Annotated in this window: 20 protein-coding genes and 1 pseudogene; 16 read left to right on the forward strand and 5 right to left on the reverse strand. The window is 70.6% G+C overall.

Features of this window, described 5'->3' with window-relative positions; all coding sequences use genetic code 11:
• The first annotated feature begins 2 nt into the window (after positions 1-2).
• From CU254_RS11820 to lepB, 5 genes are all read left to right on the forward strand, one after another.
• Entirely contained in the window at positions 3-1304 is a 1302-nt protein-coding gene (locus CU254_RS11820) for a cysteine desulfurase (RefSeq protein ID WP_037713382.1), read from the forward strand.
• On the forward strand, positions 1301-1750 hold the full coding sequence (gene sufU, locus CU254_RS11825; RefSeq protein WP_009075916.1) for a Fe-S cluster assembly sulfur transfer protein SufU: 450 nt from the start codon (positions 1301-1303) through the stop codon (positions 1748-1750). Before CU254_RS11820 ends, sufU begins: the two co-directional genes overlap by 4 nt.
• The gene (locus CU254_RS11830) at positions 1747-2145 is read left to right on the forward strand and encodes a metal-sulfur cluster assembly factor (protein WP_009075917.1); all 399 of its coding nucleotides are present in this window, start codon (positions 1747-1749) and stop codon (positions 2143-2145) included. Before sufU ends, CU254_RS11830 begins: the two co-directional genes overlap by 4 nt.
• Before the next feature lie 128 nt (positions 2146-2273).
• Positions 2274-2699, forward strand: a complete 426-nt coding sequence (locus CU254_RS11835; protein ID WP_009075918.1) for a hypothetical protein — start codon at positions 2274-2276, stop codon at positions 2697-2699.
• A 125-nt stretch (positions 2700-2824) separates the two neighbouring features.
• Complete coding sequence (lepB, locus tag CU254_RS11840; protein WP_050788150.1) at positions 2825-3604, forward strand: signal peptidase I; 780 nt, start codon at positions 2825-2827, stop codon at positions 3602-3604.
• 540 nt (positions 3605-4144) lie between these two features.
• Here the strand turns inward: lepB and CU254_RS11845 are convergent.
• On the reverse strand, positions 4145-6076 hold the full coding sequence (locus CU254_RS11845) for an AarF/ABC1/UbiB kinase family protein (protein WP_037716967.1): 1932 nt from the start codon (positions 6074-6076) through the stop codon (positions 4145-4147).
• 172 nt (positions 6077-6248) lie between these two features.
• Here CU254_RS11845 and CU254_RS11850 point away from each other — a divergent pair, with 172 nt between their 5' ends.
• A complete protein-coding gene (locus tag CU254_RS11850; RefSeq protein ID WP_100266763.1) occupies positions 6249-6791 on the forward strand; it encodes a snapalysin family zinc-dependent metalloprotease in 543 nt (180 codons plus the stop codon).
• Positions 6792-6927: 136 nt separating this feature from the next.
• Here CU254_RS11850 and CU254_RS11855 read toward each other — a convergent pair whose 3' ends face one another.
• Positions 6928-7653 carry a class I SAM-dependent methyltransferase gene (locus tag CU254_RS11855; RefSeq protein WP_037716969.1) on the reverse strand — a complete coding sequence of 242 codons (726 nt, stop codon included), beginning with the start codon at positions 7651-7653 and terminating at the stop codon, positions 6928-6930.
• Positions 7654-7736: 83 nt separating this feature from the next.
• Between CU254_RS11855 and CU254_RS11860 the strand changes: the two genes are divergently transcribed.
• On the forward strand, positions 7737-8936 hold the full coding sequence (locus CU254_RS11860) for a sensor histidine kinase (protein WP_009075923.1): 1200 nt from the start codon (positions 7737-7739) through the stop codon (positions 8934-8936).
• Positions 8933-9577, forward strand: a complete 645-nt coding sequence (locus CU254_RS11865) for a response regulator transcription factor (RefSeq protein ID WP_009075924.1) — start codon at positions 8933-8935, stop codon at positions 9575-9577. The genes CU254_RS11860 and CU254_RS11865 overlap by 4 nt, the downstream gene beginning before the upstream one ends.
• On the opposite strand, the gene CU254_RS11870 is transcribed toward CU254_RS11865, so the two are convergent.
• Both CU254_RS11870 and CU254_RS11875 read right to left on the reverse strand, forming a co-directional pair.
• A complete protein-coding gene (locus CU254_RS11870; RefSeq protein ID WP_037713384.1) occupies positions 9561-11240 on the reverse strand; it encodes a GGDEF domain-containing protein in 1680 nt (559 codons plus the stop codon). The genes CU254_RS11865 and CU254_RS11870 overlap by 17 nt on opposite strands.
• A gap of 145 nt (positions 11241-11385) precedes the next feature.
• Positions 11386-12492: a lycopene cyclase family protein gene (locus CU254_RS11875; protein ID WP_009075927.1), complete on the reverse strand. Its 1107-nt coding sequence runs from the start codon at positions 12490-12492 to the stop codon at positions 11386-11388.
• Between the two features lie 38 nt (positions 12493-12530).
• On the opposite strand from CU254_RS11875, the gene CU254_RS11880 reads away from it, so the two are divergent.
• From CU254_RS11880 to CU254_RS11905, 7 genes and pseudogenes are all read left to right on the forward strand, one after another.
• Positions 12531-14093 carry a deoxyguanosinetriphosphate triphosphohydrolase family protein gene (locus CU254_RS11880; RefSeq protein ID WP_009075929.1) on the forward strand — a complete coding sequence of 521 codons (1563 nt, stop codon included), beginning with the start codon at positions 12531-12533 and terminating at the stop codon, positions 14091-14093.
• 41 nt (positions 14094-14134) lie between these two features.
• The gene (locus tag CU254_RS11885; RefSeq protein WP_009075932.1) at positions 14135-14626 is read left to right on the forward strand and encodes a GNAT family N-acetyltransferase; all 492 of its coding nucleotides are present in this window, start codon (positions 14135-14137) and stop codon (positions 14624-14626) included.
• Positions 14627-14888: 262 nt separating this feature from the next.
• The gene (locus CU254_RS11890; protein WP_050788151.1) at positions 14889-17693 is read left to right on the forward strand and encodes a S8 family serine peptidase; all 2805 of its coding nucleotides are present in this window, start codon (positions 14889-14891) and stop codon (positions 17691-17693) included.
• 49 nt (positions 17694-17742) lie between these two features.
• A complete protein-coding gene (locus CU254_RS11895) occupies positions 17743-18420 on the forward strand; it encodes an acVLRF1 family peptidyl-tRNA hydrolase (protein WP_037713387.1) in 678 nt (225 codons plus the stop codon).
• A 158-nt stretch (positions 18421-18578) separates the two neighbouring features.
• Positions 18579-19166, forward strand: a pseudogene (locus CU254_RS44900) (ATP-binding cassette domain-containing protein); the annotation flags it as partial.
• A gap of 123 nt (positions 19167-19289) precedes the next feature.
• Complete coding sequence (locus CU254_RS44905; protein WP_369871178.1) at positions 19290-20216, forward strand: ABC-F family ATP-binding cassette domain-containing protein; 927 nt, start codon at positions 19290-19292, stop codon at positions 20214-20216.
• Between the two features lie 179 nt (positions 20217-20395).
• Positions 20396-20605: a helix-turn-helix domain-containing protein gene (locus tag CU254_RS11905; RefSeq protein ID WP_003071237.1), complete on the forward strand. Its 210-nt coding sequence runs from the start codon at positions 20396-20398 to the stop codon at positions 20603-20605.
• On the opposite strand, the gene CU254_RS11910 is transcribed toward CU254_RS11905, so the two are convergent.
• Positions 20592-21902, reverse strand: a complete 1311-nt coding sequence (locus CU254_RS11910) for a glycosyltransferase 87 family protein (protein WP_199841166.1) — start codon at positions 21900-21902, stop codon at positions 20592-20594. The two genes, CU254_RS11905 and CU254_RS11910, sit on opposite strands and share 14 nt — an antisense overlap.
• A 224-nt stretch (positions 21903-22126) precedes the next feature.
• Between CU254_RS11910 and CU254_RS11915 the strand changes: the two genes are divergently transcribed.
• Complete coding sequence (locus tag CU254_RS11915; protein WP_009075942.1) at positions 22127-23992, forward strand: ABC transporter ATP-binding protein; 1866 nt, start codon at positions 22127-22129, stop codon at positions 23990-23992.
• Positions 23993-24046: the final 54 nt, after the last annotated feature.

The raw sequence follows: 24046 nt of genomic DNA on the forward strand, positions 1-24046 counted from the left end.
CGATGACCACCACGGCTTCGAACAGCCCGACCAACTCTGTTCCCCTTGACGTGGCGGCACTGCGTGCCGACTTCCCGATCCTGACGCGCACCGTGCGCGACGGGAAACCCTTGGTGTACCTGGACTCCGGAGCGACCTCGCAACGGCCGGTGCAGGTGCTCGACGCGGAACGGCGGTACGTGTTCACGTCGAACTCGGCCGTGCACCGCGGCGCGCACCAGCTGTCCGAAGAGGCCACCGACGCCTACGAATCCGCGCGCGCCAAGACCGCGGAATTCGTCGGCGCGGACCCGGAGGAGCTGGTGTTCACCAAGAACGCCACCGAGGGCATCAACCTCGTGGCGTACGCGATGAGCAACGCCGCCACCGCCGGGCCGGAAGCCGAGCGGTTCCGGATCGGCGAGGGCGACGAAATCGTCATCACCGAAATGGAGCACCACGCGAACCTGGTGCCGTGGCAGCAGTTGTGCGAGCGCACCGGGGCGACGCTGAAGTGGTTCAAGGTCACCCCCGACGGCCGGCTTGATCTGTCCGATATGGACAGTGTGCTGACGCCGCGCACGAAGGTGGTCGCGTTCGCGCACCAGTCCAACGTGCTCGGCACGGTCAACCCGGTGGACAAGCTGGTCGCCAAGGCGAAGGAGGTCGGTGCGCTCACCGTCCTCGACGCCTGCCAGTCGGTGCCGCACTTCCCGGTGGACTTCCACGCGCTCGGCGTCGACTTCGCGGTGTTTTCCGGGCACAAGATGCTGGCCCCGTCCGGGATCGGCGTGCTGTACGGCCGGACCGAACTGCTCGAAGCGATGCCGCCGTTCCTGACCGGCGGCTCGATGATCGAGCTGGTCACGATGGAGCGCACCACGTTCGCCGCGCCGCCGCAGCGGTTCGAGGCCGGGGTGCCGATGACGTCGCAGGCGATCGGCCTCGGCGCGGCGGTGGACTACCTGTCCGCCATCGGGATGGACCGCGTCGCGGCGCACGAGCACGAGCTGGCGGCGGCCGCGATCGCGGGCATCAGCGAGATCCCGGGCGTGCGCATCGTCGGGCCGACCGACCTGAAGGACCGCGGGGCGACCGTCGCGTTCGTGATCGACGGCGTGCACCCGCACGACGCCGGCCAGGTGCTCGACAGCCTCGGCATCGCCGTGCGGGTGGGGCACCACTGCGCGTGGCCGCTGCACCGGGCCTGTTCGGTGCCGGCGACCGTGCGGGCGAGCTTCTACCTGTACAACACGCTGTCCGAAGTGGACGCGCTGGTCGCCGGGATCCGCGAGGCGCAGAAGTTCTTCGGGGTGGACCAGTGAACCTGGAGAGCATGTACCAGGAGATCATCCTGGACCACTACAAGAACCCGCACGGCCGCGGCCTGCGCGATCCGTTCGACGCGGAGTCGTTCCAGGTCAACCCGACCTGCGGCGACGAGATCACCTTGCGGGTGAAGGTCAGCGACGGCAAAGTCGAGGACGTGTCGTACGACGGGCAGGGCTGCTCGATCAGCCAGGCGTCCGCGTCGGTGCTGACCGACCTGGTCGTCGGGCACACGGTCGACGAGGCGTTCGCGACCATGGACGCCTTCGTGGAACTGATGCAGGGCAAGGGCAAGGTCGAACCGGACGAGGACGTCCTGGAGGACGGCGTCGCGTTCGCCGGCGTCGCGAAGTACCCGGCGCGCGTGAAGTGCGCCCTGCTCGGCTGGATGGCGTTCAAGGACGCGGTGTCCAGTACCACCACGGGAGCTGAGAAGGCATGAGCGAAGAGACGGTCACTGACCCGCGCGAGGGGCGCACCGCCGCGGACCTGCCCGAGCAGGCCGCCGCCGTCCCCGCCGACATCGCCAAGATCGAGGACGTCGAGGAAGCGATGCGCGACGTCGTAGACCCGGAACTCGGCATCAACGTCGTGGACCTCGGCTTGGTCTACGACATCCGGGTGGAAGCGGACAACACCGCGACGCTGGACATGACCCTCACGTCCGCGGCCTGCCCGCTCACCGACGTGATCGAGGACCAGACGTCGGCGGCGCTGACGTCCGGCGGCCTGGTGAACGACTTCCGGATCAACTGGGTCTGGATGCCGCCGTGGGGCCCGGAGAAGATCACCGACGACGGCCGCGAGCAGTTGCGGGCGCTCGGTTTCACGGTCTGAGGTTTGCTGTCGGCGAAGGCCGCTCCTGGTTTTCCGGGGGCGGCCTTCGCCGTATCCGGGGTCGGCGCGTTCGGGCGAATGCGGGCGGAACGCCGGATTCTGTCGGGGCTGGGTGCTATCACTGAGCAATGACCGAATCCGTGCCCGAAGCCGTCTCCGAAACAGAAGAAAGACCGAGCCGCGGCCTGGCCGTGGGAGCGGTGTCCGTGGCCGCGGTGAGTTTCTCGCTCGCGGTGCTGACCTGGCTGGCCTGGCTGCTGGTGCGGCCGCGGCTGCTCCTGAGCGGGGTTTATCCGCTCGTGGCCGAGGTGTTCATCCTGGTGCTCGGCGCGCTGTGGTTCGTGGCGCTGCTGGCCGGAGTCCTGGCGGTGGTGCTCGGACGGCTGGGGGGAGCGAAACGGCACGGCGGCGACCTGGCCCGCACGGGCTCGCTGCTGGGCGGGCTGACCGTCGTGGTGGCGCTGGCGGGGACGATCGCGTTCACGGTGAGCCCCGGCCCGATGACCGCGTACGGCGACGTCGGACGGCCGCTCAATTCGATTCTTCGGGAGTGAAATCCGTATAACGACCTATACGGCAGCGCGTGGTCGCACGGGTCCATTATGGACAGAGCGGCACAATCCGCCCGGACGATCCCGGGCCGCGTAACGGATCCGCGGGTTCCGCCGATCCTCGCGAGGTGATCGACGGTTTCCCGGCGCCGCCGCCGGTTGTCCGCGCGCGTCGCCGGTTCTCGGCGGTGCTGGCGTTGTTCGTGGTGGTCGCACTCGCCGGGGTGGCCGGATGCGGGTACGGGCTGGTGACGGTGCTCAGCTACCACTCGACGAGGGTGCTTGCCGGCGTGATGGCTCCCGCCGTGCCCGCCGGGACGACGATTGTCTTCGGCAAGCGGGACGGGCAGGTCTACCACCGCGGCGACGTCGTGCTGGCGCGCATGCCCGCGCACCAGGGCGACCGGGCGTTCGTCCTGCTGGGCCGGGTGCTCGGCGTGGGCGGCGACGACGTGCGCTGCTGCGACGAGAAGCGCCGGCTCGTGGTGAACGGCAAATCCGTCGACGAGCCCTACGCGAGCGGCGACGGACCGGTGTTCCGCGCGCTCGTCCCGAAGGACGCGGTCTTCGTGGCCGGCGACCGGCGCGACCTCGGCTGGGACTCCCGCAACGTGGAGGCCAGCGGACTGGACGGCTCGATCCCGGTGTCCGACGTGTACGGCATCGTGGCCGCCACCGGGCCGAGCCGGTGGTGGGTGCGCACGCTGCCGCCGACGACGGCGTTCACCGCCGCCGGATTGCCGGGTGCGCCGGAGGCGGATGAGGGACCGTTCCTGGGGCGGGTGCTCGTCTGGGCGGGGGCCGGGGCGTTTCTGCTCGGGTTCTTGGGCGCGGTGGTGACGGGGGCGCGCCGGAGCCGGAAACGGCGTCGGGCCAGTGCTGGAGCGGGGTGGCGTCCGGTCTCGTAGCGACGACTTGGACCCGTGGTGCCGCTGTTCTTGGGTACGGCGTCGGGTCGGCGTCGGGGAATCTGTTCTGGGGCAAGCAGATTCCGGCGGTCGCCACGTTCGTCGACGCCGGGGTCGGAGTCGCAGCGGTGCTCATCGGGTTCGGCGGTCCGCTCGTGATCGCCGTCCTGAGCGGCGGAAGACGACGAAGAGCAGCCGCAACCCGGCCAGGGCGCTGATCATCAGCAGGTTGTAGCCGAAACGGTGTCGGGTCGGCGGTGGGGAATCTGTTCTGGGGCAAGCAGATTCCGGCGGTCGCCACGTGCGCCGGCGCCGGGGTCGGAGTCGCAGCGGTGCTCATCGGGTTCGGCGGTCCGCTCGTGATCGCCGTCCTGAGCGGCGGAAGACGACGAAGAGCAGTCGCAGCCCGGCCAGGGCGCTGATCATCAGCAGGTTGTAGCCGAAACGGTGTCGGGTCGGCGGTGGGGAATCTGTTCTGGGGCAAGCAGATTCCGGCGGTCGCCACGTGCGCCGGCGCCGGGGTCGGAGCCGCAGCGGTGATCATCGGGTTCGGCGGTCCGCTCGTGATCGCCGTCCTGAGCGGCGGAAGACGACGAAGAGCAGTCGCAGCCCGGCCAGGGCGCTGATCATCAGCAGGTTGTAGCCGAAGACGTGGTTCAGCGTCAGTCCGGGCACCAGCTGCGGACCGCTCGAACTGGCCAGCAGCAGCACCGCCATCAGCCCGGTCGCGATGCCGACCAGGGCCAGCAGCACCTCGTGCACGAGGCCGGTCACCAGGTCGCGGTCGCGTTCGTCGGAGAACAGCCGCATGTTCACCGACAGCCTGCCTTCCTCCAGTGCCGCGCCGATGCGGTCGACGCGGCGGGGCAGGCGGCGCAGCACCGGCAGCAGCGCGGTGAATTCGTCGGTGACGGTGCGGTGCAGCGTTTCCGGGCGCAGGCCCATGCGTTCGGTGGCGAACGCGCGGGATTCGGCGACCAGGTCGAAGTCGGGAGCCAGTGTCGCGAGCGTGCCTTCCATGGTCGCCAGCGCCCGGAACACCGCGGCGATCGGCGGCGGCACGGCCAGGCGGAAGTCGGCGATGACGCGGAACAGGCCGGTGAACAGGTCGAGTCCGGGCGTCCGGCCCGGGCCGAAGTGCCGGGCCAGCAGGGCTCCGATGGCGCGTTCGAGGCGTTGTTCGTCGAGATCTTCGGGGCGGTCGACGATTTCCAGCAGACCGTCGCGGACGCCGGCCGGGTCGCCGCGGTCGACGGCGGGCAGCAGGGCTTGCAGACCGGCGCGCAGGCGGGCGTCGAGGCGACCGACGGAACCGAAGTCGAGCAGGCCGAGAGTGCCGTCTTCGAGCAGCAGAACGTTGCCCGGATGCGGATCCGCGTGGAACACCCCGCCCAGCAGCACCTGGTCGAGCAGGCCGCGCAGGAAGGTGCGGGCGAGTCCTTCGCGCGAGCACGCGGAACCGGAAGACAGCGGTTTGCCGTCCAGCCTTCGCATCACCAGTACGCGCTCGGTGGACAGTGCTTTGTGGACAGTCGGCAGCGTGACGCCGGGGGTCGGATGCGCGGCGATCGCCTCGATGTTCGCGGCTTCGGTGCGAAAATCCAGTTCGTCCTCAAGGGATTCGGCGAATCCGTCGGCCAGTTCCCGCACGCCGAGCGAGCGCGCCCAGTCGGCGCGTTCGTACAGGACGGCGGCGAGGCGGCGGACGATGTCGATGTCGCGTTCCACCTGCTCGCGAATCCCGGGCCGCTGCACCTTCACGACGACCTCGGCGCCGGATCGCAGCCGGGCGCCGTAAACCTGCGCGATCGACGCCGCGGCAAGGGGTTCGTCGTCGAGGTGCGCGAAGGCGGCGAGGTCGATTTCCTCGCGCAGCAACGCGCGCACCTCGTCCTCAGGCGCGGGCGGGACCTGGTCGTGCAGCTTGCTGAGTTCGCGGATGTACACCGGCGGAAGGAGATCCGCGCGGGTCGAGAGCAGTTGGCCGAGCTTCACGAACGTCACGCCCGCTTCTTCGAGCGCCAACCGCAGTGACCGTGCGAGTTTCGCGGAGCCGTCGGGTCCCGCGGTGCGGCGGCCGGTGAGGAACGAGCCGAGGCCGTGCCGGATCGCGATGCGCATGATCCGCGAGTAGCGCCGGGTGCGGGCGGCGCGCGACCGCAGCGACCGCATCCGGGCGAACAGTCCGGGCCCGCCGGACGGAATCGCGAGTTCGGCGACGAAAAGGACCAGCAGGGTCACCGCGAGCGCGCTGCCCGCCAGCGGGATCAGCAGTCCGATCGCGACCCCGGCGTTGCTCAGCACGGCGATCGGGAAGAGCCGGACGACGGTGCCCGCGACGAGCCAGCCCGCGACCGCGGCGCCGAGCGCCCGGACGAGACCGACGCGCACCCCGAGCACCTTCCGGGCCGCGGCGACGAGCGGCCACAGCACGACGACGTAGGCCAGCAGGCCGAGCAGCAGCGTTTGCATGCCGACGAGCACACCAGCGCGGCGGCGCGCGCGGATCCAGCCGGGGCGGGACGGGCCTCCCTCTCGCGGGGGAGCGTCCTACTTTCGGACGTGGTCGCGGCGATGGTGAACTTCTAACGTCATCGAGCAGATAACGGGTTGCTTGCTTTCTCGACGAGGTACGGAGGACACGATGCACGCACGAGGGTTCCGGCGGATCGCCGCACTGGCCGTGGGCGCCGCCGCGCCGCTCGGCCTAGGCCTGGCGACCGCGCCCGCCGCGTCCGCCGCCGCGGCGACCACCGTCTACTACAGCTCGGCCGGCGCGCCGGACTACGTCGCGCAGATCGACCAGGGCGCGGCGAACTGGAACGCCGCGGTCAGCGACGTACAGCTCGTCAAGGACGACGGCAAGGCGACGATCGTGCTCCACGAGGTGCACAGCGGGGGCTCGTACACGCAGACCGACGGGCACGGCAACGGCGACGTCTACCTGGACACGAGCCAGGTCGCCGAGGGCTACGACCCGACCCGCATCGCCGCGCACGAACTCGGCCACAACCTCGGTCTGCCGGACCACTACGAGGGCCCGTGCACGGAGCTGATGTCGGGCCACGGCCCGGGCACGTCGTGCACCAACGCGAAGCCGGACGCACAGGAGTCGGCGAAGGTGCAGCAGCTGTGGGCCAACGGGTTCCGGACCGAGGGCACGCGGGTCACGACGACTGTCTACTGAGGACTCGTGAGTGTTTGTGCCGGTTCTAACCGGCACAAACACTCACGACACCCCAGCGCCCTCGGGCCCTCGCAGGGAGGCCCTCGCCGGACCTCGTGAGTGCCGGTGCCGGTTAGCACCAGCACTCACGACGCCGCTATTCCGCGTGCAGCACGAAAAACAGGAAGCTCGGGCTCACACACAGCATCCGGTAGTCCTCCGGGAACAGCTTTTCCGCCTCCGGCACCGGTTTCGGCTCGCTGATCACCGAGATCCGGAACCCGGCCGCGGCGAACGCGTCGGTCATCGCGTGCAGCGGCCGGTTCCAGAAGCGCATCGGGGTCGTGCTCCCGCCGACCTCCCAGTCCTCGGTCCAGGCGTAAGTGACCGAATAGTCGGTCTGCTGCCCGGCTTGCCGCTGCAGCAGGTGGATCACGAACGGATGGTCGACCACCACGATCAGCCGTCCGCCGGGCTTGAGGATGCGGTGGAACTCGCCGAGCGTCGGGCCCCAGTCCTCGAGGTAGTGCAGCACGAGCGAGGCGACGACGTCGTCGAACGCGTGGTCCGCGTAGGGGAGCGGCTCGGCCACGTCGGCGACGCGCAGGTCCGCGTCGGGCCCGAGCCGTCGGCGGGCGATTTCGAGCATGCCGCTGCTGAGGTCGAATCCGGACACTTCCGCGCCGCGTTCGCGCAGTGAGGCGGTCAGCGGCCCGGCGCCGCAGCCCGCGTCGAGAATCCGCCGCCCGGCCACGTCCCCGGCCAGCGCCAGCACAGCGGGCCGCTCGTAGTACGCGTTCTGGATTTCGGTGTCCGACCAGCTGGCATAGGTGTCGGCCAGCAGGTCGTAATCGTTGATCACGGTGCTCTCTTCGGGAGGCATGCGGTCCACGGTGCCAGAAAACCGGCGGCCGGGTCCCGCCCTGGAGGGAGGCGTCCGCCGGGACCGCCTGTCAGGATTGGCGCGTGCGTTTCTTCCGTCCGCTGGTCAGCGGGGTCACCTATCGCCGGTGGGTGTACCTGATCCTCGGCGCCGCGCTCAGCGTGCCGTACCTGTTGCTCGCCATGGTCGCGATGCCCGCGCTGGTGCCGTTCGCCACGACGATGGGCTGGGCGAGCCTCACCGGTTTCGTCGTGATGCTGGTCGTGCTGGCCGCGACCGCGTTCCTGCCCGCGGTGCGAGTGCTGGAGGCCGCGGCGGTGCGGGAACTGCTCGCGCAGGCCGCGCCGGGACGCGGGCGCGTGCGGTGCGCGGCGATGTTCGTGCTGCACGTCGTGGCCGGTCTGTGCACCGGGCTCGCGACGCTCGCGATCCCGGCCGGATTCGGGTTCGCGATCAACGCGGTCTTCACCGGTCGGCTTGTCGACACCCCGGATTTCCAGCTGACCGTTCCGCGCGGCTGGGCTTCGGCGTGGCTGCCCGCGGCGTTCGTGGCGGCTTTCGTTGTGCTGATCTACTTCGTGTGGGGCGTCGGCGGACTGCTGCGCCGCGCGGCGGCCCGGTTGCTCGGCTGGTCCGCCGCCGAAAGGATCGCGCAGCTCGAACGCCGCACCGACTTGCTCGCCGAACGCACCCGGCTCGCGCGCGAACTCCACGATTCCGTCGGACACGCGCTTTCGGTGGTCACGCTGCAAGCCGGGGCCGCGCGGCGGACGTTGCACACCGATCCCGGCTTCACCGAGGAAGCGCTCACCGCGATCGAGGAATCCGCTCGCACCGCGCTCGACGATCTCGACCACGTCCTCGGCCTGCTCCGCGACGAAGCACGCGACCGGACGCCGCACGCGGGTCTCGCCAAGCTGCCCGCGCTGATCGCCGTGACGCAGCAGTCCGGGACGGAGTGCCACGTCGAGGTGCAGGGCGATGTCTCGACCGTGCCAGCGGTGGTTTCCCGTGAGGTGTACCGGATCCTGCAGGAATGCTTGACCAACGCGGTGCGGTACGCGGGCAAGGTGCCGGTCACCGTCGCGCTGGCGGTCGCGGACGGGCAATTGCGCGCCGCGGTCGCGAACCCGCTCGGCTCGGCGCGGCCGTCGCGCGCCCGCGGCGGACGGGGTCTGCGGGGCATGGCGGAGCGGGCGGAACTGGTGGGTGGCAAGCTGTCGGCGGGACCGGTGGGCGGAAACTGGGAGGTCGTGGTGACGGTGCCGTGGGGGAACCGGTGAGCGTGCGGGTCCTGCTGGTGGACGACGAACGGCTGATCCGGGCCGGGCTGCGCGCGATCGTGGACAGCGAACCGGACCTGACTGTGGTCGGCGAAGCCGCCGACGGCGCCGAGGTGCCGGGTCTCGTCGGGCAGTTGCGGCCGGACGTGGTGCTGATGGACGTGCGGATGCCCGCGGTGGACGGGATCCGGGCGACGGAGCATCTTCTGTCCACTGTGGAGGATCCGCCGAAGGTGATCGTGGTGACCACCTTCGAAAACGACGACTACGTGTACGACGCGCTGCTCGCCGGGGCCAGCGGGTTCCTGCTGAAACGGGCTCGCCCGGAGGAGATCGTCGCCGGGATCCGCACGGTGCTGGCGGGGGATTCGCTGCTGTTCCCGGCCGCGATCCGGGGCATGGCCGCGCGCCGCTCGCCGGGTGCCGCGGCCCCGCTGGACTTCCTGACCGAACGGGAACGCGACGTCCTGCGGCTGATGGCGGCGGGACTGTCCAACGGGGAGATCGCGGCGGAGCTGTACCTGGGGCTGCAGACGGTGAAAACGCACGTCGGCAACGTGCTGTCGAAGCTGGGCGCGCGGGACCGGACGCAGGCGGTGATCCGGGCGTACGAGTCGGGGTTCGTCAGGCCGAGCGGCTGATGGCGACGTCGCGTCCGATGCCGCGCAGCACTTCGACGCGGTCGCTGCCGGGGCGGCTGAGGACCCAGCTGGAGCCCGGGACGGCTTTGGCGCGTTTCTTGAGCGGGGCGAGGAGCCGGGAAGCGTCCCGATAGGACGGAATGGTCCCGCTGCCGCACACCAGCGTCGCCAGCGACACCGTCACCGGCATGCCCTCGGCGGACCAATGCGTGTCCAGCAAAGCCGCGGCGACCGTGCCGATCTCGTCCACGTCGCACACGATCAGGAAGTCGTCGCCGCCCACGTGGCTCACGCGCATCCGCGGCAGCCGCCGGGCGAGGTCGGTCAGCGTCTCGCCCAGTGCGCGGATCAGGTCGTCTCCCGCGGCGAACCCGGCGTTGTCGTTGACCGACTTGAACGCGTCCACGTCCAGCCACGCCGCCACGAACTGCTCGCCGCTCGCGATGCGGCGTTCGACGTCGCGCGCCGCCGCTTCGCTGCCCGGCAGGCGGGTGAGCGGGCTGAGCGTGACCGCCTCCTCGACCTTCGCCTCGGCGACCCCGCGCACGACCTCGGTCACCAGCACCACGCCGAGGCAGTGCCCGGCCGCGTCGACCACCACGACGTCGTCTCCGGTGCGGCCCCAATCGGCGTCGGTGACCAGTTCCAGGAACTCCAGCGCGCTCGCGCCCGCCTCGATCAGGTGCGGTTTGTCCGCCAGCCGCGCGGCGGGTCGCTTCGCGTGCAGGGCGTGTCCGTACGGGCCGGTGATGGTCACGAGGAACCGCGTCCGGTCGACTGACCACTGTGGACGGTTGTCCGCGTCGACGCCGACCACGCCGCTCGGCGCGTCCGCGGCGGCGAGGACCTCGCGGACGTCGTCGCAGGTCGCGTCTACCGGCAAGGTCGTGGCCGGGCGCAGGAAATCGCCGACGCGCGGGGCCTGCGGCGGCGCGGGCGTGCGGCGGTCCTCCGGGAGGACCGCGCCGGAGGCGGGCGCGGACCGGTGCGGAGCGGGCGGCGCGAGCAGATTGCCCTGCGCGATCCGGACGCCGAGGCTCTGCGCCGCGTCGAGCTGCGACTCGGTCTCGATCCCGGTCGCGACCAGCCGGGTGTTCGTGCGCGTCGTGTAGTGCAGCAGCGCCTCGACGACCGCGGTCGACGCCGGGTCGCCGGGCAGGCCGCGCAGCACGCTGCGGTCGAGCTTCACCAGGTCCACCGGCGACTGCGCGAGCAGCGCCAGCGGCAGGTCGCCGCGGCCGAGCCCGTCGAGTGCGAGCCGGAAGCCCTGTTCGGTGAGCGCGCGCATGCCGTCGAGCAGGCGGCCGGTGGGCAGGTGCGTGAACGGCGGCCCGATCTCGAGCACGACGTCGCGGGTGCGCCGTCCGGCCGCGCCGAGTTCGGCGATCAGTTCGGCGAACGCCTCCAGCGGCGACGCGAGCGTGCGCGCGGAGACGTTGAGGTGCAGCGGGAGCGCGCTGGGGCGCTCGGCTTCCTGCCGCACCGCGGCGGCGGCCAGCCCGAGGTCGACCTCGGTGAGCCGGCCCGCGCGGCGGGCCTCGGCGAGCAGTTCGTGCGCCGTGCCCCGGCCCGGCCGGGCCAGTGCTTCGTACGCGACGACTCCGCCGGTGTGCAAGCTGTACATCGGCTGGAAGGCGAATCGGACCGCACGCAGCGTCGTCACGGAGGCGATACTCGCACCGCCGAACCCGACTGCGAAACCGTTGTCAGCTGATGTTCACCAGCGCGGCACTTTGGCCACCGGATCGGAGTAACAAAACGCTTTTCGCGTTCCCTCGATCGGGAGCGGGAAAATTCCCGGCACGGACTCAGCCGAGCAGCCTCCGGCGAAGCCCGGCCGGGGCGGCGCGGAACAGGTTTGCCATGGTCGAGGCCGTGCCGGGCAGGTCGGCACGGCCCGAGGTGAACGCGCGCTGCGCCGGGACCGGGAGACTGAAGAACAGGTCGAAAAATTGCGCTGACTGCGCAGGTGACATTCCGCACAATGCACGGAGTCCGTGGCGGCGCAAGGCATGCACCGCGCGGGCTTCGGCCGGCCACAATGCCTTCCGGGCAGCACTGGCGGCCGCCGTTGGACCCGCGTCGAACGAATCCGCGAGAGCCTCCGCGACGCGGGGCGCGAGCTGCAGCGCGGTCGCGAGGCTGTAGCCGGTCGCCGGGTGGACGAGCGCGCCCGCGACCCCGAACGGCACCGCCTGGCCGCGCTTCGGCAGCGGGACGTCGAGCACGATCCGCACCCGCTCGACCCGGCCCGCCGGACGGATTCCGGCCGCGGCGAGCCGGGCATGCAGCCGCTGGGCCAGTTCGGACACCGGGAGCCCGGGCTTGCGGGCCAGGGAGGTCTCCTCGACCAGGACGGAGCCGTCGCCGAGGGGCAGCAGGTAGCGGAAGCTGTCCGTGCCGTCGCGCCAGTCCATGAAGACCGCAGTGTCGGGCGGGACCAGTCGCTCGGCTTGGTCCGCGGGCAGCACGAGCCCGTACGCGGTCTGCTCGGCGCGCGGAGGCCGGAGCTTGGGCGCGCCCGACGCGTCGACGAACACCGCGGCAGCGAGACGCCGCCCGTCGGCGAGGAGGACCGTCGAACCGTGCGGGCCGTGGTCCGCACCGGTCGCCTTGCCCGTGATGATCTGGACCGCCGGTTCGGTGAGCCACTCGCGCAGCCCGGCGTTGTCGAGCACCCGGTACGCCCGGTCGACGCGGTGCTCGCGGGTCCCGAACGCCAGCGTCGTCGCCGGTGCCGCGGCGATCGCTTTGTCCGGCAATTCGGGGACTTCGTCGGCCCACAGTCCGTAGGTATTCGGCCACTTTCGGTGCGGATCCGGGTCGAGCACGGCCGTTTCCAGGCCCCGCCGGGCGCACGCCGCCGCCAGCGCCCGTCCGGCCGGGCCGCCGCCCGCCACCAGCACGTCGGTCATCCCGCAATCCTGCCGGACGGGCGGATACGGTGGGACACATGGACGACACCGATCCGAGGGCAGCGCGCCGGGACCCGGCGAACGGGGCGGGCGGGTTCACCGATCTGGCGACCAGCCCGTTCCGCGTCGACCGCGACCGGATCACCGCGTCGCCGTTCTTCGCGCGGCTCGGCGGCGTCACCCAGGTGGTCAGCGCCGGCGGCGCCGGGCTGCTGCACAACCGGCTGACGCACAGCCTGAAGGTCGCGCAGGTCGCGCGCGGGATCGCGGAGCGGATCACCGGATCGAGCGAGTCGGCCGAACTGGCCGCGAAACTCGGCGGCTGCGACCCGGACGCGTGCGAGGCCGCCGCGCTGGCGCACGACCTCGGGCACCCGCCGTTCGGGCATCTCGGCGAGCAGACCCTGGACCGGATCGCGCGGCACCGGTTCGGCCTCGCCGACGGGTTCGAGGGCAACGCGCAGTCGTTCCGCATCATCACGACGACGGACGTGCGCGGCCCGTCCGCGATCGGCCTCGACCTGACGACCGCCGTCCGCGCCGCGGTCCTGAAGTACCCGTGGGCGCGGCTGCACTATCCGCAGCCGCATCCGACCGAGCTGCCGAGGCCGCCCCGCGGCGCCGACGAACCCGACGACGCTCCCGGCACCGGCGCGAGCAAGTTTTCCGCCTACGTCACGGAATTGGACGACTTCGAACAGGCGCGGGCCCCGTTCGCCGGGCGGATCGAGCCGTGGCAGCAGACGGTGGAAGCGTCCGTGATGGACACGGCCGACGACATCGCGTACGCGATCCACGACCTGCAGGACTTCCACCGCATCGGCGTCCTGCAGCACGCCCCCGTCGCCGCCGAACTGGGGGAGTGGCTGGCGCACGCCGTCGACCTGGCTTCGCTGGACGACGCCCGGCTGACCGCGGAAATCCGCCGCCCAGGCCGTTCCCTGGAACGGATGCGCCGCCGCATGCACCTGAAGGACAGCTGGATCGTGGACGACGACGCCTTCGCCGCGGCGGTCGCGCGCGTCCAACGGGAACTGGTCGACGGCCTGCTCGCGGACGGCTTCGACGGCTCGACCGAAGCCGAACAGGCGACCGCCGCGTTCTCCGCGAACTGGATGGCGCGGCTGGTGGACGGCGTTTTCGTCCTGTCGTCGCCCCCGACCCGGTCCGGGCACGTCTCGCTGCGGCCCGCGCAGTGGCACGAGGTGCAGGTCCTGAAGTTCGTCCACCGCCGGTTTGTGTTGCTGCGCCCCGATCTCGCCCTGCATCAGCGCGGTCAGGCCAGCCTGGTCACGACGCTGGTCGACGCGCTCGATGCGTGGCTCCTGGACCGCGACGAGGCCTCCCGCTTGCCGCGGCGGCTGCACGACCTGATGGAACTGGCGCACGGCGAGTACTCGGACCTCGCCCGGACCGCGCCGGAGCTGCTGGTGGGCGCGACGGGCGAACGGATCGAAGGCGCGGACGCGGTGCGCGGCCTGGCCCGGGGGCGCGCGGTCGTGGACTTCGTGGCCTCGCTGACGGACAAGCAGGCGGTGACGTTGCTGGACGCGTTGTCCGGCCGGTCGAGCCAGCCCTGGTCGGATTCCTTTGTGCTGTAAATGAGTTGCGCGGGCCGGTGTCCGGTCAGCACGGTAGGCAGATGCCGTTGACGATCCGGGAAGCCGGCGCCGGCGATTGGCCGGGGATCTGGCCGATCATCCGGGACGTGGTGACCGAGCAGCAGACCTTCCCCTACGACCCGGCGATGAGCGAATCGGAGGCCCGTCGGCAGTGGCTGGTTCCCGCCCCGGCCCGAGTGGTCGTCGCGGCCGAGGGCGACCGGGTGCTGGGCACGGCGAACATGTACGCCAACCGGCCGGGGCCGGGCAGCCATGTCGCTTCGGGGAGTTTGATGGTCTCCCGGGACGCGCGCGGCTCCGGCGTCGGGCGGGCATTGGTGGTGGACCTGATCGCCTGGGCCCGGCGGTCGGGGTTCGCGGCGATCCAGTTCAACGCGGTGGTGGAGACCAATGCGCCCGCGATCCGGCTGTACGAGAGCCTGGGGTTCGTGACGCTGGGGGTCGCGCCGGGAGCGTTTCAGCATCCGGTCGAGGGACGGGTCGGGTTGCGCGTCATGTGGCTGGAGCTGTGACTCGCGGCTTCGCGCAACGGGAGAGGGCCGGGAGGGAGGAGAGGGTCTCCGCCGAACGGCCTACGACCTCCGGCGGGCAACGGATATTGCCTCACCAACGTCACCCCAACGGCCGTTTTTCCCGGACAGAAGTGGTACTTAGCTGGATCCAGCCGGTGATCACCGGCGTTGGCCAGCGTGAGTCGGGGCACGCGGTGTGAGATCGGAGGCGCACGTGCGTCGTACCCGTTCACCTGGAGCCTCGACAAGAAGACGGACGGGCGTGGTCGCCGCGGCGGTGCTGGCCGCCGGGCTGGCGGCACCGCCCCTCGCGGACGCGCAGGAGTCCACTGTGGACTCCACGGCGAACAAGCAGATCGCCGCTTTGCAAGCAGTCAAAGCAGGACAGACCGCGACTGAGTCCAAAATAGACAGCAAGCTGCTCGTGCAGGAAAAGATGCGCACGCGGAGCCTGAGCGCGGCCGCGTTGCCGGGGCTTGCCAAGGCCGCTGACAAGGCACTGGTCGACATCCGCGTCACGAAGGTCAGCGACGGGCTCGTCAACGACCTGCGCCAGGCCGGGGCCGAGGTGCGTGCCGTGTCGAGTGCCGCGGCGAGCATTCGCGCCGAGGTGCCGTTGACCGCATTGCCGGAGATCGCGAAGCGCGGCGACGTGAAGCACGTCGAAACCGCGGACCAGGCGATGACGGCGCGGCAGCGGATAACCAAAGAAGACCCGGAAACCAAGCAGCAGAAAGCTGATCGGATCGATCGGCAGCTCAAGGAAGCGATCGGAACCAAAACTCAGGTCGTCAGCGCGGGCGACCGGGCGCACAACGCGGACATCGCGCGCCAGCAGTTCGGCGTGACCGGTACCGGCGTGAAAGCGTGCGCGCTGTCCGACGGCGTCGATTCGCTCGAAGTTTCCCGTACCAAGGGCGAACTCCCGGTGGTCGATGTCCTGACCGGACAAGCCGGGAGCGGTGACGAGGGCACCGCGATGCTGGAGATCATCCACGACCTCGCCCCGAACGCGAAGCTCGGTTTCGCGACGGCATTCGCCTCCGACGCGAGCTTCGCCGACAACATCCGCAAGCTCCGCTTCGAAGCGCATTGCGACGTCATCGTCGACGACGTCATTTACTTCAAGGAATCCCCGTTCCAGGACTGGATCATCGCGCAAGCGGTGAACGACGTGACAGCCGACGGTGCGCTCTACTTCTCGTCGGCGGGCAACGAGGGCAACGTCGCCGATGGCACCGCGGCGCACTGGGAAGGCGACTTCGTCGATTCGGGCACCCCGATCGGGAAATTCGCCGGCACCGCGCACAACTTCGCGGGTGCGGCCGGAAAGCAGGTGTTCGAGCCGATCTCGGACGCCTCGTCGGCCAACATCCCGGTGACGCTGCACTGGTCCGACCCGCTCGGCGCGGCCGCGGACGACTACGACCTCTACCTCCTCGACGCGCGCGGCAACGTCGTGAGCTTCAGCCAGGACGTCCAGAACGGCACCCAGGACCCGTACGAGCAGCTGGCCACCCCGCTGTTCGGCGGCACCGGCCTGCGGCTCGCCGTGGTGAAGTTCTCCGGGGCGAGCCGATACCTGTCGCTGACCGCGTTCGGCAGCCGGTTCCGCGACTCCGCGGACGGGCTCAAGGCGTACGCCACGCCCGGCGCGGTCGTGGGCCACGCCGCGGCGCGCAAGGCGTTCGCGGTCGCCGCGGCGCCGGCCGAGGCGGCGTTCGGGCGGCCGCTCGAGCCGGGCGACCCGCCGAACCCGACCGGACCGTATCCGGCGGCGTATTCGACGGCCAGCAAGGCGGAACGGTTCAGCTCGGACGGTCCGCGACGCGTGTTCTACGAAGCCAACGGCACCCCGATCACGCCGGGCAACGTGTCGGCGACCGGAGGAGAGGTCCGGCAGAAACCGGAAATCACCGCGGCGGACGGCGTGCACACCTCGGTGAGCGGATTCAACCCGTTCTTCGGCACCTCGGCCGCGGCGCCGCACGCCGCCGCGATCGCGAGCCTCGTGCTGTCCGGCAACCCTGGACTGTCCTCTTCGGACATTCGCGAGGCGTTCCTCAAGACCGCGGTGGACATCGAAGCTCCGGGCACGGACAACCTCACCGGCGCCGGAGTGTTGTTGGCGGACAAGGTGCTGGCGTACACCGGAGCCAGCCCGCAGCCGTACGCGGAGGCGGGTCAGCCGACGGTCCGCGGACCCAGCGGCGGCAGCACGCTCAACCCCGGTGACACCGCGACTGTCACGCTGCCGGTGAAGAACACCGGCGACGGCACGGCGGTGTCCACGAGCGTCGTGCTCACTTCGCCGACTCCGGGCGTCACGATCGAGCCGCGCGCGAAGTCGTACGGCACGATCAGCCCCGGACAGACCGGAATCAACGACTTCACCGTCACGGTTCCGGCCAGCCAGCCGCTCGGTGCGCCGGTGGTGCTCAACGCGAAGGTGACGTTCGCTGGTGCGTACTCGCCGCGCACCAGCACGTTCTCGCTCCCGGTCGGCACGCCGTCGCCGGTTTCGCAGACGTTCGCCTACGCCGGTCCGGCGGTCGCGATCCCGGACAACTCGCCGCTCGGCGCGTCGGTTCCGCTGGTGGTGAGCGGAGTCGGTCCCGCGTCGAAGGTGTCGCTCTCGATCGACGGCACCACCTGCACCACGGCGGAAAAGGCGACCACGGTCGGCATCGACCACACCTACGTCAACGACCTGGTCGGCACGCTGACCTCGCCGTCCGGCGCGACGGCGACGCTGTTCCAGAAGGGCGGCGGCAGCGGCAACAACCTCTGCCAGGTGGTGTTCGACGATTCCGCGGCCAAGCTGTTCAGCTCGACCGGGTCCGCGGACGCGCCGTTCACCGGCACCTACCGCCCGGTCACGCCGCAGAGCCAGCCGGGCACGTCGGCGGACGGCACGTGGACGTTCAAGGTCGTCGACACCACGAGCGGCGACACCGGTTCGATCCGCAGCGTTTCGCTGCACGTCAACGGGTACGTGCCGGCCGGCCGTCCGGCGGACGTGCACCAGACGGTGACCACGGGGCCGGTTCGGCCTCAGCTCGCCTAGAAGGATGCGGGGCCGTCGCACCGCGCGGCGGCCCCGTACCGTTTCCGGCATGGCACGGCAGGTCGCGGGCGGCGGGCGGGCGGTGGAAGTCCCGCCCGAACGGCTCGACGGCTGGTTCGCGCGCTTCGCCGAACGCAACGACGGCGTCCGCGCCACCGTTCTCGCCGCGACCCACGTGCGAGTCACCGCGGAGAACGGCACCACGGCCACCGCGACTGTCCCGTTTGGACCGTTGCGAGAGCAGGGCGACTGGCCCGGTCTGGCCGTCGAACCGTTGCTTCAGCACGTGCGAACACCGCGGCTGATCGCGCTGCTGCTGGTGCGAAAGGGCGGGCATTCGCTCGGGCTCGCTTACGACGGCCGCGTAGTGCTCTCCCGGACCGACCGCCACCACGTGCAAGGCCGAACCGCGGCGGGCGGCTGGTCGCAGCAACGCTTCGCGCGCCGTCGCGAGGGCCAGACACGGGCCGCACTGCAGTCGGCCGCGCAAGACGCCGTCGAAGTCCTGCTGCCCCGACTGTCCGAAGTGGACGCCGTGCTGCTCGGCGGCGACCGTCGCGCGCTGGACGAACTGCGCGCTGACCGACGGCTCGCCGAGTTGTTCGACCGGGCCGAGCCGCGGGTGCTGGAAATCCCCGAACCCCGCCGCGAGGTGCTGGCCGAAGCGGCACTGCGAGCGCGTGCCGTCGAGCTGGTGGTGAGGGATCCGGCAGCGGGGCGCGAGTGAATCCGGACACGGCCGCGAAAACCGTTCGACCCCGACCCGTACACTGGAGGCGTGGTCAACCGGGTATTGGTGCGGATCCAGAGAGAGTAGCCGCCCGCCCCGCATCGCGCGCGGTGCCGGGGCGCTCCAGCACGTCCACCTGACCGCCCCCGTATCCGGGAGTTCTGTTGATCACGGCCACTGGCCTTGAGCTGCGCGCCGGTTCGCGCATCCTGCTCAACGGCGCCACCCTCCGCATCCAGTCCGGCGACCGCATCGGCCTCGTCGGCCGCAACGGCGCGGGCAAGACCACCTCGCTGAAAGTCCTCGCGGGCGAGGGCGAACCGCACGCCGGCGACGTCCGGCGCAGCGGCGAACTCGGCTATCTGCCGCAGGACCCGCGCGAGGGCGACCTGTCGGTCACCGCGAAGGACCGCGTGCTGTCCGCGCGCGGGCTCGACACCCTGCTGCGCGACATGGAAAAGGCGCAGACCGCCATGTCCGAGCTGGTCGACGACAAGCAGCGGGACAAGGCGATCAACCGCTACGCGCGGCTGGAGGAGCGGTTCTCCTCGCTCGGCGGGTACGCCGCCGAGAGCGAGGCCGCGCGGATCTGCTCGAACCTCGGCCTCGCCGACCGGATCCTGTCCCAGACGCTCAGCACGCTGTCCGGCGGCCAGCGCCGCCGCGTCGAGCTGGCGCGCATCCTGTTCGCCGCCGCCGAGGCGGGCGCGGGCGGCAAATCCGAGACGATCCTGCTGCTGGACGAGCCGACCAACCACCTCGACGCCGACTCGATCAACTGGCTGCGCGGCTTCCTCAAGCAGCACGACGGCGGGCTCGTGGTGATCAGCCACGACGTCGAACTGCTCGGCGACGTCGTGAACAAGGTGTGGTTCCTCGACGCCACGCGCGGCGAGATCGACATCTACAACATGAGCTGGCAGCGCTACCTCGACGCGCGCGCCACCGACGAGAAGCGCCGCCGCCGCGAGCGCGCGAACGCCGAGAAGAAGGCGTCCGCGCTGCAGGCGCAGGCCGCGAAGCTCGGCGCGAAGGCGACCAAGGCCGTCGCGGCCAAGAACATGGCCCGGCGCGCGGAGCAGATGCTGTCCTCGCTCGACGAGACGCGCCAGGCGGACAAGGTCGCCCGGATCAAGTTCCCGGACCCGGCCCCGTGCGGGCGCACGCCGCTGACCGCCGACGGATTGTCCAAGTCGTACGGTTCGCTCGAAATCTTCACCGGCGTCGATCTCGCGATCGACCGCGGTTCGAAGGTCGTGGTGCTCGGATTGAACGGCGCCGGAAAGACGACCCTGCTCCGGTTGCTCGGCGGAATGGAAACGCCGGACACCGGATCCGTCGAACCGGGTCACGGATTGCGTTTGGGCTATTACGCACAGGAACACGAAACTCTCGACCACGAAGCGTCGGTGTGGGAAAACATCCGCCATCTCGCGCCGGACACCGGCGCGCAGGAGCTGCGGAACCTGCTCGGGTCCTTCCTGTTCACCGGCGAACAGCTCGACCAGCCGGCCGGAACCCTGTCCGGCGGCGAGAAGACGCGGCTCGCGCTCGCTGGACTCGTGTCCAGCCAAGCCAATGTGCTGCTGCTGGACGAGCCGACGAACAACCTGGACCCGGCCAGCCGCGCGCAGGTTCTCGACGCGCTGCGCAGCTTCGCCGGCGCCGTCGTGCTGGTGACGCACGACCCGGGCGCGGTCGAGGCGCTCGAACCCGAGCGCGTGATCCTGCTTCCGGACGGCACCGAGGACCACTGGTCCGCGGATTATCTGGAACTTGTCCAGCTTGCCTGACCGAGTGCGTCCGTTCGGGTGCTGACCGTGTCGGGTACAGCACTGGAATGGCCCAATGTGATCGCGGTTTCGATCGTTTTACGGCTGTCGTCTGGCAATCCGGCGCGGAGTGTTCGATCATTGCCCCGGCAGGGGCCGCGAATGGCCCGGAACAACCACTCGGCGGGAAGGCGATCGACGTGGCTGATCTCAAGAAAGGCGCGCGGATCACCGGCAACACGCGCGACAAGCTGGCCGCTGACCTGAAGAAGAAATACGAGAAGGGCTCGAGCATCCGGGCTCTGGCCGAATCCACCGGACGGTCCTACGGGTTCGTCCACCGGGTGCTGTCGGAGTCCGGGGTCCAGCTGCGGGGGCGCGGCGGGGCCACGCGGGTCAAGAAGAAGTAGCGTCAGCGCGGCCGTTGCGCGGGGGGCGCGCGGTCGGTCCGGAGGCCCGGAAGGTCAGCGCGGCGCCGAGGAGTACCAGCGGGTACACGAGGTAGCCGTACCGGGTGGCCGGGGTAAGCAGGATCAACGCGCCGAGTCCGACGGCGGTTCGCGTCAGTGCAGCGGATCCCGTCGCGGGGGGCCGGCGTGCCAGCCAGACCAGCATCGCCACCGCCGCGAGACCCACCAGCACCAGGGAAATCGCGGCGCCGGCCGGCCCGGCCTGCGCGATCAGATGCCCGGGCAGCGGGCTCGCCGCGGGGGAGCGGACCGCGCCCATGCCGAGCGGAAAGCGGATCACGTGCTCGGTGAACGCCGCCGGGTTCGCCAGATACACCGGCAGATGCAGCGCGATCGTCGCCGCGGCCAGCGCGCCCGCGAAGCGACCCGTTGCCGCCCAAGGATTTTCGCCGCGAGCACGCCGGTAAACGAATACCGCGAGCACCGCGGCCGCCGGCGCGACGATGAGTTTCGCGCTGATCACCAGCGCCAGCACGAACCCGGTCCATCCTGGACGTCCCGTCGCGGCGAGCGCGAACGTCAGCACGAGCTGGCCGACGATCGCGAGGTCCGGTCCGGCCACCGCCCAGGTCAGCGCGGTGAGCGGGCAGGCGATCGCGAGCTGTGCGGCGAAAACCGGAAGGCGAGGCCGGTTCAGCAGCCGCCAGGACGCGTACGCGCAGAGCACCGCGGCCAGCGCGAACATCCAGCGCGCGTCGGTCAGTGCATTGAGGACGGGACTGCCGCCGAACAACGCGCGCGGCAGCCCGAAGACGGTCATCACCGGGCCGTACGGGGTGTAGTCGTTCACTTCCGGTGCGCGGTGCAGCGTGGTGATGTCGACGTACGGGGTTCCGTGCTGCAGCAACAGATTCGCGCTGCGCTCGATCACCCACACCTCGGGCTGCGCGGCCCAGGAGAACGGGGTGATCAGCCAGTCCGTTCCGGTCAGCCGCCGGATCACGAGCATCAGCAACGGCGCGCACATCGCGAGTACGACGACCGCGCCGATTCCGATCCAGCGGGAACCGAATTTGCCGTTAGTTTGCATTCCGCGGCGCGCGGAAATGGTCAGCCAGGCGCTGTGCGCGGCCGCCAATCCGTATCCGGCGACGGCGAAATTGCCCCAGATCCGGTAGCCGTAAAACTCCGAAGCGAGCGCGGTGCCGAGAGCGAAGGCGAAGCAGCCGAGATAAAAGACGAGATCCCAGGCGGCGACCCGCACGGGATGGGCCGCCTCGCCGCGCGCAGGGGCCATCAGCAGTTGCACCCGCGTTTCCTCCCCGGCTCGCCGACCCCGAAACGCCAGGCTACCGAGCCGGGGACCGCCGCCCGTGCCCCGGTCCGGCCGCGGGCGCCCCGGGGAGATCCGGCACCGGTTCCCGGAGTCGGGAAGAATGCCGGGCAGCCCGGTGTTGTGCAGGGCATCTCCGGAAAAAAGTTCAACTAATCTAGAGGTTTTCACGAGCTGGGGGACACTCCATGGACAACACCTGGGCGCTGCTGAGCTCCGCCATGCGGGCGGGCGACGCGCCGAAAGCGCTGACCCGGGGCACGGTCCGCCGGGTCGCGCGGTTCGCCCGGCCGCACTGGAAGCGGCTGCTGGCCTTCCTGGTGCTCACCGTGATCTCGGCGGTGCTCGCGGTGACGACGCCGGTGCTCGCGGGCAAGGTGGTCGACGCGATCGTCGGCGGGCACGAGCTGAACGTGGTGATCTGGCTGTCGGTGGTGATCGCGACGCTGGCGATCCTCGACGCCGGGTTCGGGCTCGCCGAACGCTGGCAGTCGGCCCGGATCGGCGAGGGCATCATCTACGACCTGCGCGTGGCGGTGTTCGGCCACGTGCAGAAGCTGCCGATCGCGTTTTTCACGCGCACCCGCACCGGTGCGCTGGTCAGCAGGCTCAACAACGACGTGATCGGCGCGCAGCGCACGTTCACCGCGACTTTGTCCGGTTTGGTCACCAATGTGATCCAGCTGGCGCTGTCGCTGGTGGTGATGATGTCGCTCTCCTGGCAGGTCACGCTCGTCGCGCTGGTGCTGTTGCCGATTTTCGTGCTGCCCGCCCGGCGGCTCGGCCGGCGCATGGCCGGACTGCAGCGCGAGGCCGCGCAGCTCAACGCCGGGATGACCACGCAGATGACCGAACGGTTCTCCGCGCCGGGCGCCACGCTGGTGAAGCTCTTCGGCCGCCCGCGCCAGGAGGTGGCCGACTTCGGCCTGCGCGCCGGACGGGTGCGCGACATCGGCGTCCGCACCGCGATGCTGACGCGCTGGTTCATGACGAGCCTGACGCTCGTGTCCGCGCTCGCGCAGGCGCTGGTCTACGGCCTCGGCGGCTACCTGGCGCTCACCGGGAAGCTCGAACCGGGCACCGTGGTGGCGCTGGCGCTGCTGCTGACCCGGCTGTACACGCCGCTGACCGCGCTCGCGAACGTGCGCGTGGACGTGATGACCGCGCTGGTGTCGTTCGAGCGGGTCTTCGAGGTGCTGGACCTGGAGCCGATGATCAAGGAACCGGCCGAGCCGAAGAAGCTGCCCGAGGGCGGGGTCTCGGTCGAGTTCTCCGACGTGAAGTTCGGGTACCCGGCGGCGGACAAGTTCTCGCTCGCGTCGCTGGAGGACGTGGCCACTTTGGACACCCGGGGCGGCGACGAGGTGCTGCACGGCATCAGCTTCCGCGCGGAGGCCGGGCAGATGGTCGCGCTGGTCGGTTCGTCCGGCGCGGGGAAGTCGACGATCGCTTCGCTGCTGCCGCGGCTGTACGACGTGGACGCCGGTTCGGTCCGGCTGTCCGATGTGGACGTCAAGGACCTGAGTTTCGCTTCGCTGCGCCAAACCGTCGGCGTGGTGACGCAGGACGGGCACCTGTTCCACGACACGATCCGGGCCAACCTGAGCTACGCGCGCCCGGACGTCGCCGACGACGAGATCTGGGCCGCGCTGGAGAAGGCGCGGCTGGGCGACCTGGTGCGCTCGCTGCCGGACGGACTCGACACGACCGTCGGCGAACGCGGCTACCGCCTCTCCGGAGGCGAACGGCAGCGGCTGACCATCGCGCGCTTGCTGCTGGCCCAGCCGAAGGTCGTCGTGCTGGACGAGGCGACCGCGCACCTGGACTCGGAATCCGAGGCGGCGGTCGGCGAGGCTCTGACCGGCGCGCTGGAAGGCCGGACGTCGCTGGTGATCGCGCACCGGCTGTCGACCGTGCGGGCGGCGGACCTGATCCTGGTGGTGGAAAACGGGAACATCGTGGAACGCGGCACGCACGAGGAACTGCTGGCTCGGGAAGGCCGGTACGCGGAGCTGTACCACACGCAGTTCTCGGAAGAGCCTGCTGCGGCGTAAGCCCTGCGGACGTACGTGAGGGGAACCCTGAGGGACTCAGAGTCCCTCAGGGTT

Origin of the sequence: Amycolatopsis sp. AA4, from assembly GCF_002796545.1 — a bacterium.
Taxonomy (GTDB): Bacteria; Actinomycetota; Actinomycetes; order Mycobacteriales; family Pseudonocardiaceae; genus Amycolatopsis.